General features: G+C 70.0%; 6 protein-coding genes and 1 pseudogene. 5 read left to right on the top strand and 2 right to left on the bottom strand.

Going from position 1 to position 7464, the window contains the following annotated elements:
• Both GUY60_RS31335 and GUY60_RS31330 read left to right on the top strand, forming a co-directional pair.
• On the top strand, nt 1-334 hold a 334-nt coding region (locus GUY60_RS31335; protein ID WP_161703972.1), incomplete at its 5' end, for an agmatine deiminase family protein.
• 37 nt (nt 335-371) lie between these two features.
• The gene (locus GUY60_RS31330) at nt 372-989 is read left to right on the top strand and encodes a TetR/AcrR family transcriptional regulator (protein ID WP_161703970.1); all 618 of its coding nucleotides are present in this window, start codon (nt 372-374) and stop codon (nt 987-989) included.
• Between the two features lie 48 nt (nt 990-1037).
• Here the strand turns inward: GUY60_RS31330 and GUY60_RS31325 are convergent, their stop codons facing one another.
• On the bottom strand, nt 1038-2117 hold the full coding sequence (locus GUY60_RS31325) for a S1 family peptidase (RefSeq protein WP_161703968.1): 1080 nt from the start codon (nt 2115-2117) through the stop codon (nt 1038-1040).
• Nucleotides 2118-2295: 178 nt separating this feature from the next.
• Here GUY60_RS31325 and GUY60_RS31320 point away from each other — a divergent pair.
• The 3 genes and pseudogenes from GUY60_RS31320 to GUY60_RS31310 all read left to right on the top strand — a co-directional run bounded on the left by GUY60_RS31320 (nt 2296) and on the right by GUY60_RS31310 (nt 6985).
• A pseudogene (locus GUY60_RS31320) lies at nt 2296-3611 on the top strand (MFS transporter).
• Between the two features lie 371 nt (nt 3612-3982).
• The gene (cimA, locus tag GUY60_RS31315; protein WP_161703966.1) at nt 3983-5590 is read left to right on the top strand and encodes a citramalate synthase; all 1608 of its coding nucleotides are present in this window, start codon (nt 3983-3985) and stop codon (nt 5588-5590) included.
• Nucleotides 5591-5656: 66 nt separating this feature from the next.
• Nucleotides 5657-6985, top strand: coding sequence for a hypothetical protein (locus GUY60_RS31310; RefSeq protein WP_161703964.1), 1329 nt, complete (start codon nt 5657-5659; stop codon nt 6983-6985).
• Here GUY60_RS31310 and GUY60_RS31305 read toward each other — a convergent pair.
• On the bottom strand, nt 6982-7203 hold the full coding sequence (locus tag GUY60_RS31305) for a DUF397 domain-containing protein (protein WP_161703962.1): 222 nt from the start codon (nt 7201-7203) through the stop codon (nt 6982-6984). The two genes, GUY60_RS31310 and GUY60_RS31305, sit on opposite strands and share 4 nt — an antisense overlap.
• Nucleotides 7204-7464: the final 261 nt, after the last annotated feature.

Here is a 7464-nt window from a genome sequence, read left to right as displayed (position 1 = left end):
GTCCCACCCCGACCACGAGATCTGCAAGGAGAACGTCGAGTTCCTGCGCACCCAGACCGACGCCAGGGGCCGCAGCCTCCAGGTCGTCGAGGTGCAGGCGCCCACCAAGGTGACGGACGAGGACGGCGGCTGGACCGACTACTCGTACATCAACCACTACCTGTGCAACGGCGGCGTCGTGCTGTGCGGCTTCGACGACCCGCGGGACGAGATCGCGGCCGGTACGTTCCGCAGGCTGTTCCCGGACCGGACCGTCACCCTGGTCGATGCCCGTACGATCTTCGCGGGTGGTGGTGGCATCCACTGCATCACCCAGCAGCAGCCCAAGGTGTGAACCCGCACGCCATGGCGTGACCCGAGGAGAGACCCTGATGGCCGCGACGCCGCGTGTGCGCAGGAACGCGCCCCCACGTGACGAGGTGCTCACCGCGGCGATGGCGATGATCGCCGACAGCGGTCTCGACCGGCTCACCATGGCGGCGCTCGGTCGTGAGGTCGGGATGAGCAGCGGCCACCTGCTCTACTACTTCAAGACCAAGGACGAGCTGCTGCTGCAGACCCTGGAGTGGAGCGAGGGCCGCCTAGGCGAGGAGCGCCGGGCCCTGCTCGACTCCACGGCCCCGGTCCGGGCCCGGCTCGACGCGTTCGTCGACCTGTACGTCCCGGACGCGCCCCGCGACCCGCACTGGATGCTGTGGCTGGAGGTCTGGAACCGCTCGCAGTACGCGGAGGAGGGCGCCGACTCACGCGACCGGCAGGCCGCGATCGAGAAGGCCTGGCACCGCGACCTGGTGGCGCTGCTCGCCGAGGGCGTCTCGCGCGGCGAGCTCCGCCCCCTCGACCCGGAGCGCTTCGCGGCCCGCCTGCGGGCGCTGCTCGACGGCTTCGCGCTGCATGTGGCGGTGGGGCTTCCGGGCACGGGCCGGGCTCAAGTCCTGGTCCATGTAAGAGAGTTCCTGGACGACGCGCTGGGCGCCACGGACGCCTGAGCGCGTCGTCCAGGAGCAGTACGAGGACGTGCGGGGTCGGCGTGCGGCTCAGTAGACGTTGACCCGGTACGCCGAGAGGACCTCCTTCACCGGCTGGAACACCGCCGAGCCGCGCCCGTTGACGCAGATGCCGCCCGAGCCGGAGTGGATGCCGAGGGCGGTGGAGCCCGCGAAGTGCGCGCCGCCGCTGTCGCCTGCGGCCGAGCAGACGTTCGTCTTCACCATCTGGTGCACGTAGTAGCCGTTGCCGTAGTTCACGGTGACGTTGGTCTGCGTGACCGAGCCGGAGGTGACCTTGGTGGTGGACCCCGACTTCTTGACCGCCTGGCCGACCACGGCGTTGGCGGCCGTGGCGATGTCCTGGTAGCTGCCGTTGTAGAGGTTCACACGTCCGGCGGTGCCCGTGCTGCCGGCGTACTTGACGATCCCGTAGTCGTTGTACGGGAAGCTGGAGCCGGTGCGCTGCCCGATCACCGGCCAACCGCCGGCCGAGGAGCTCCACGAGGCGGCCTCGTCGGTGCAGTGCCCGGCCGTGAGGAAGTACCGGGTCGTGCCGGAGGCCACGTTGAAGGCGGCCGAGCAGCGGTAGCCGCCGCCGTAGATCGCGTCGCCGCCCGCGACCTCCTCCTTGAACTCGCCCGGTACGCGCGTCACTTGGACGGCGCCGCCGAGTCCGCGCGCGACGCTCTCGATCCGCGCGTAGTCCCGCGCCGAGACGGTCGAGTCGGCCTCGACGACGACCTGGTTGCGTCTGGGGTCCACGCCCCAGCTGGTGCCGGGGATCTTCGCGCCCTTCTCCAGGACGGTCATCGCGAAGCGCAGCGCGCGCCCGTCGCGCTCGACGAGCCGCGGGACACCACCGGCCGCGCGCACCGCTTCGGCGTCCGCCGCGCCGGTGACGGTGGTGACGAGTTTGCCGGTACGTCCGTCCAGATAGCTGCCCGCGCTGCGGTCGCCGAGCTGCCGCTGGAGTGCGGCGTCGCGCTGGTACGTGTCGGTGCCGGCGCGCACGCCGGGCGCGGGTGAGGGTTCGCCGGCGCCGGGTGCCGCGTTCGCGGCGGAGCCGGGCAGAAGGAGGGTGAGGGGGAGTGCCGCCAGAGTCACGGCGGTCGCCAGAGTGCGCTTCACGTGCTGCCTCTCGACAGGAGTGGGGTGTCGTGTTCAGAACAGAAGCGCCAGCATCTTAGGTCTGTACCTGGCGTGAGGCCGTCAGCGACGCGCGGGAACTACCCGGTCAGCCGCCTATGCGAGATCGTTGTAGGGGCCAAGTTGTCGCGGGAGCGATCATTCCGGCACTGTGTCCGGCATGCAGAAACAGCAGTGGAAGAAGATCTGGGTCGGCTCGGCCGGCAACATGGTCGAGTGGTTCGACTGGTTCGTGTACGCCAGCTTCTCGACGTACTCGCAGCCTCCTTCTTCCCCAGTGACAACCCCACCGCCCAACTCATGAACACCGCCGGCATCTTCGCCGTCGGCTTCTTCATGCGCCCCGTGGGCGGCTGGCTGCTCGGCCGGGTGGGCGACCGCAAGGGCCGCAAGGCGGCACTCACCCTGACCGTCTCGCTGATGTCGGCGTCCGCCGTCCTCATCGCGATAGCCCCGACCTACGGCGTCGCGGGCTACGGCGGCGCGGCGGTCCTCCTCGTCGCCCGCCTCCTCCAGGGCCTGTCGGTCGGCGGCGAGTACGCGGCCTCCGCGACGTACCTCACCGAGGCGTCCGACCCGAGCAGGCGCGGCTTCGCGTCCAGCTTCCAGTACGTCTCGATGACCGCGGGCCAGATCCTCGGCCTCGGCCTGCAGATCGTGCTGCAGCGGACCATGTCCGATGACGCGCTGCACAGTTGGGGCTGGCGCATCCCGTTCATCATCGGCGCACTCGGCGCCGCGGTGATCTTCTACCTGCGCCGCAACATGCTGGAGACCGAGGTCTACGAGGAGTCCGCCGACGACACCGCGGCCGACGACAAGGGCACCATCAAGGCGCTGCTCCAGCACAAGCGCGAGGCGTTCCTCGTCATCGCCCTCACGATGGGCGGCACGGTCGCGTACTACACGTACACGACCTACCTGACGAAGTACCTCTCCAACTCCGCGGGCCTGCCCAAGCAGACGGCGACCCTGGTGTCGTTCTGCGCGCTGATCGTCTTCGCCTGCCTGCAGCCGCTCGCGGGCATGCTCTCCGACCGCATCGGCCGCCGCCCGCTCCTGATCACCTTCGCCGTCGGCTCGACGTTCCTGACGGTCCCGATCATGACGCTGCTCCAGCGCGCGGGCTCCTTCTGGCCGGCCCTCGGCCTCTCGCTCCTGGCCCTCGTGGTCGTCACCGGCTACACCTCGATCAACGCCTGCGTGAAGGCCGAACTCTTCCCCACCGGCATCCGCGCCCTCGGCGTCGCCCTCCCGTACGCCATCGCCAACGCCCTCTTCGGCGGCACGGCGGAGTACGTGGCCCTCTGGTTCAAGGAAGGCGGCATCGAGTCCGGCTTCTACTGGTACGTGGCGGGCTGCGCGGCGGTGAGCCTGGTGGTGTACCTGACGATGCGCGAGACGAAGGACCTTGACCTGAACAAGGTGGGCAACAAGGAGTCGGTGCCCGAGCCTGTGGGCGCCCCCGTTCAGTAACTGCTGTGCCGGGCGCGCATAACGACAACTTCCAGGCGGTCGGCCCGGGGTGACGCACACCACGTCCCCGGGCCGCCCGCATCGTGAGACCCCCACCCCAGAAGGGGGCAACCTATGCAAAGCTCGCCGGGTGTTCCGTGAAGCGATGATTATTCGCAGCGAGCGCGCCGGTCCGCAGTGAACGCCACGTACCACCCCGTACGGGCGGACACCGTCGTCTCAGACCCGCGCGCAGACCTCTCGCACCCGCGAGAGGTTTTTCTGTTTTCCCGGCCCACCGCACACCGGGCGAACCGCACGAGGGATCATAGGGAGACGGTGGAACCGGTCATTCCGGTAGGCCGAGATCCGAATACAGGAGCCAGATCAGCATGACGGTAAGCACGGGAAATCCCGACGACTCGTTCCACGTCTTCGACACGACGCTGCGCGACGGCGCGCAGCGCGAGGGCATCAACCTCACCGTCGCGGACAAGCTGACCATCGCCCGGCACCTGGACGACTTCGGCGTGGGCTTCATCGAGGGCGGCTGGCCGGGCGCCAACCCCCGCGACACCGAGTTCTTCGCCCGCGCACAGCAGGAGATCGACTTCAAGCACGCCCAGTTGGTGGCCTTCGGCGCCACCCGCAGGGCCGGCGCGAAGGCCGCCGACGACCCGCAGGTCAAGGCCCTCGTCGCCTCCGGCGCCCCGGTCGTCACGCTGGTCGCCAAGTCCCACGACCGGCACGTCGAACTCGCCCTGCGCACCACGCTCGACGAGAACCTCGCGATGATCGCCGACACCGTCTCGTACCTGCGCGAGCAGGGCCGCCGGGTCTTCGTCGACTGCGAGCACTTCTTCGACGGCTACCGCGCCAACCCCACGTACGCCAAGTCCGTCGTCCGCACCGCCGCCGAGGCCGGTGCCGATGTCGTGATCCTCTGCGACACCAACGGCGGCATGCTCCCCGCCCAGGTGCAGGCCGTCGTCGCCACCGTGCTCGCCGACACCGGCGCCCGGCTCGGCATCCACGCCCAGGACGACACCGGCTGCGCCGTCGCCAACACCCTGGCCGCCGTCGACGCGGGCGCCACCCACGTGCAGTGCACCGCGAACGGCTACGGCGAGCGCGTCGGCAACGCCAACCTCTTCCCGGTCGTCGCCGCCCTCCAGCTCAAGTACGGCAAGGCCGTGCTGCCCGAGGGCGCGCTCGCCGAGATGACCCGGATCTCGCACGCCATCGCCGAGGTCGTCAACCTCACCCCCTCCACGCACCAGCCGTACGTCGGTGTCTCGGCCTTCGCGCACAAGGCCGGACTGCACGCCTCCGCCATCAAGGTCGACCCGGACCTGTACCAGCACATCGACCCCGAACTCGTCGGCAACACCATGCGCATGCTGGTCTCCGACATGGCGGGCCGCGCCTCCATCGAGCTCAAGGGCAAGGAGCTCGGCGTCGACCTGGGCGACGACCGCGAACTGGTCGGCCGGGTCGTCGAGCGGGTCAAGGAGCGGGAGCTGGGCGGCTATTCGTACGAGGCCGCCGACGCCTCCTTCGAGCTGCTGCTGCGTGCCGAGGTCGAGGGCGGCCCGCGCCGGTACTTCCGTACGGAGTCGTGGCGGGCGATCGTCGAGGACCGTCCCGACGGTACGCACGCCAACGAGGCCACCGTGAAGCTGTGGGCCAAGGGCGAGCGGATCGTCGCCACCGCCGAGGGCAACGGACCGGTCAACGCCCTGGACCGCGCGATGCGGGTCGGCCTCGAGCGCTTCTACCCGCAGCTCGCCAAGTTCGAGCTGGTCGACTACAAGGTCCGCATCCTGGAGGGCAAGCACGGCACGTCCTCCACGACCCGCGTGCTGATCTCCACGTCCGACGGCACCGGCGAGTGGTCCACGGTCGGCGTCGCGGAGAACGTGATCGCCGCGTCCTGGCAGGCCCTGGAGGATGCGTACACGTACGGGCTGCTTCGCGCCGGGGTCGAGCCCACCGAGTAGCGAGCCCACCGAACAAGGCGGGCCCTCGGCCGCTCGGATCCACCTCGACGGAGTTACCGTCTAGGTATGAGGCCTCACATATCGGTACGAATTATCGTCCGAGTGGTCCTGGCACTGCTCCTGGCCCTGGGCGTCGCCCTCACCGCGGCGCCCGGGGCACAGGCCGAGACGCCGGTGTCCGAGGTGGCGCAGGCTCTGCGGGAGAGCCCGGTGTACGTGGACCCCGCGGCCTCCGACCAGCTCTCCGACTCCCAGGCCGACGCCCTCGCCACGAAGATCGAGGACGCGGACAAGCCGGTGTTCGTCGCGGTCCTGCCCGCGGACTATCCGAAGACGGACCTCTTCGCGAAGCTGCGCGCCCAGACCGGCATCACCGGTCTGTACGGGGTGCGGGTCGGTGACGACTTCGACGCCAGGGCGGACGGTTCCGTCCTGGACAAGGAAGGCGTCGAGAACCTGCTGGTCGCGGTGGAGGGCACCACCGCCGACACCCAGCTGAACAGCTTCGTGGACCTCGCCGTCACCAGCGCCGGCGGCTCCGCCCCCAGCTCCTGGGCCAACGGGGACGAAGCGGGCGGCGGCGCCCTGATCGGTCTGGGCGCGGTCGTCCTGGCCGGTGGCGCCGGTGCGTACGTACTGGTCCGGCGGAACCGTAAGCGCAAGGCCGAGGCCGAGTGGGCGGCCCTGGCGAAGCTGCGAGTCGTCGTCGACGAGGACATCACCGCGTTCGGCGAGGAGCTCGACCGCCTCGACTTCAAGCCGAGCGAGCCCGGCGCCACGGACGAGATGCGCACGGACTACGAGCACGCCCTCGACTCCTACGACCAGGCCAAGTCGCTGATGGGCCAGGCGGGGCGCCCCGATGACGTACGCCCGGTGACCGAGGCGCTGGCCGACGGCCGGTTCTCGCTCGCCGTCCTGGCCGCCCGCCGCGAGGGCCGCGAGCTGCCGATGCGCAGGCCGCCGTGCTTCTTCGACCCGAGGCACGGCCCCGGTGTGGCCGATGTGCCCTGGGCGCCAGAAGGCGGTACCCCACGCGACGTGCCGGTCTGCGCGGCCGACCGGACCCGGATCGAGGACGGCGAGGCCCCCGACGTCCGTACGGTCGACACTCCCGCGGGCCGACGGCCGTACTACGAGGCGGGCCCGGTGTACGGCCCCTGGGCGGGCGGCTACTTCGGCGGCGGCCTGCTGCCGGGCCTGCTCATGGGCACGATGCTCGGCCACATGATGGCGAGCCCGGCCTACGCGGCCACGGACTACGGCTCCGGCGGCGACGGCTTCGAGGGCGGCGACGCCTCGGGCTCGGACTTCAGCTCCGGTGACTTCGGCGGCGGCTTCGGCGACGGCGGAGGATTCGGTGGGGGCGGTGACTTCGGCGGCGGCGGCTTCTAACGCTCGCTGACGAACGCGTCCCACGCGGCGGGGGTCACGGTGAGGGTCGACCCACCGGGGTTCTTGGAGTCGCGAATGTGTACGGCGGCGGGGTGGGCGGCGAATTCTAGGCAGGCGCCGCCCTCACTGCCGCTGTAACTCGACTTCCGCCAGTCGTAGGCGACTTCGAGGCAGGCGCCGCCTTGGTCGCTGCTGTAGCTGGACTTGAACCAATTCATGACTCTCCAAGCAGATCGTCCAGCAGGCGCATGCTCTCGGTGGGGGAGAGGGCCTGCGAACGCAGCATCCCGTGAGCAGGCGTCCGCACTGTTGACCTCAGCCCGCGGGCCGCTTCTGGTCCTCGATGTACTGGCGGATCACGGTTAGCGGGGCGCTGTCGCAGGAGCCGGCGAAGTAGGGGTGGGGCCAGGACACCGATATCGGGGTTTGGTTCCTAGCGGGGCGTAATACGTCATATGGTCGCCGGAATGGCCTTGGGA

The sequence above is a fragment of the Streptomyces boluensis genome (genome assembly GCF_009908195.1).
GTDB classification, from domain to species: domain Bacteria; phylum Actinomycetota; class Actinomycetes; order Streptomycetales; family Streptomycetaceae; genus Streptomyces; species Streptomyces boluensis.
The sequence above is the reverse complement of the archived record's forward strand: the minus strand, read 5'-3'. Positions and strand labels throughout refer to the sequence as shown.

What these genes read in the sequence shown, in the direction of transcription:
- GUY60_RS31330 (WP_161703970.1), top strand. Translation starts at nt 372, where the DNA reads ATGGCCGCGACGCCGCGTGTGCGCAGGAACGCGCCCCCACGTGACGAG.
- cimA (WP_161703966.1), top strand. Translation starts at nt 3,983, where the DNA reads ATGACGGTAAGCACGGGAAATCCCGACGACTCGTTCCACGTCTTCGAC.
- GUY60_RS31310 (WP_161703964.1), top strand. Translation starts at nt 5,657, where the DNA reads ATGAGGCCTCACATATCGGTACGAATTATCGTCCGAGTGGTCCTGGCA.
- GUY60_RS31305 (WP_161703962.1), bottom strand. Translation starts at nt 7,203, where the DNA reads ATGAATTGGTTCAAGTCCAGCTACAGCAGCGACCAAGGCGGCGCCTGC.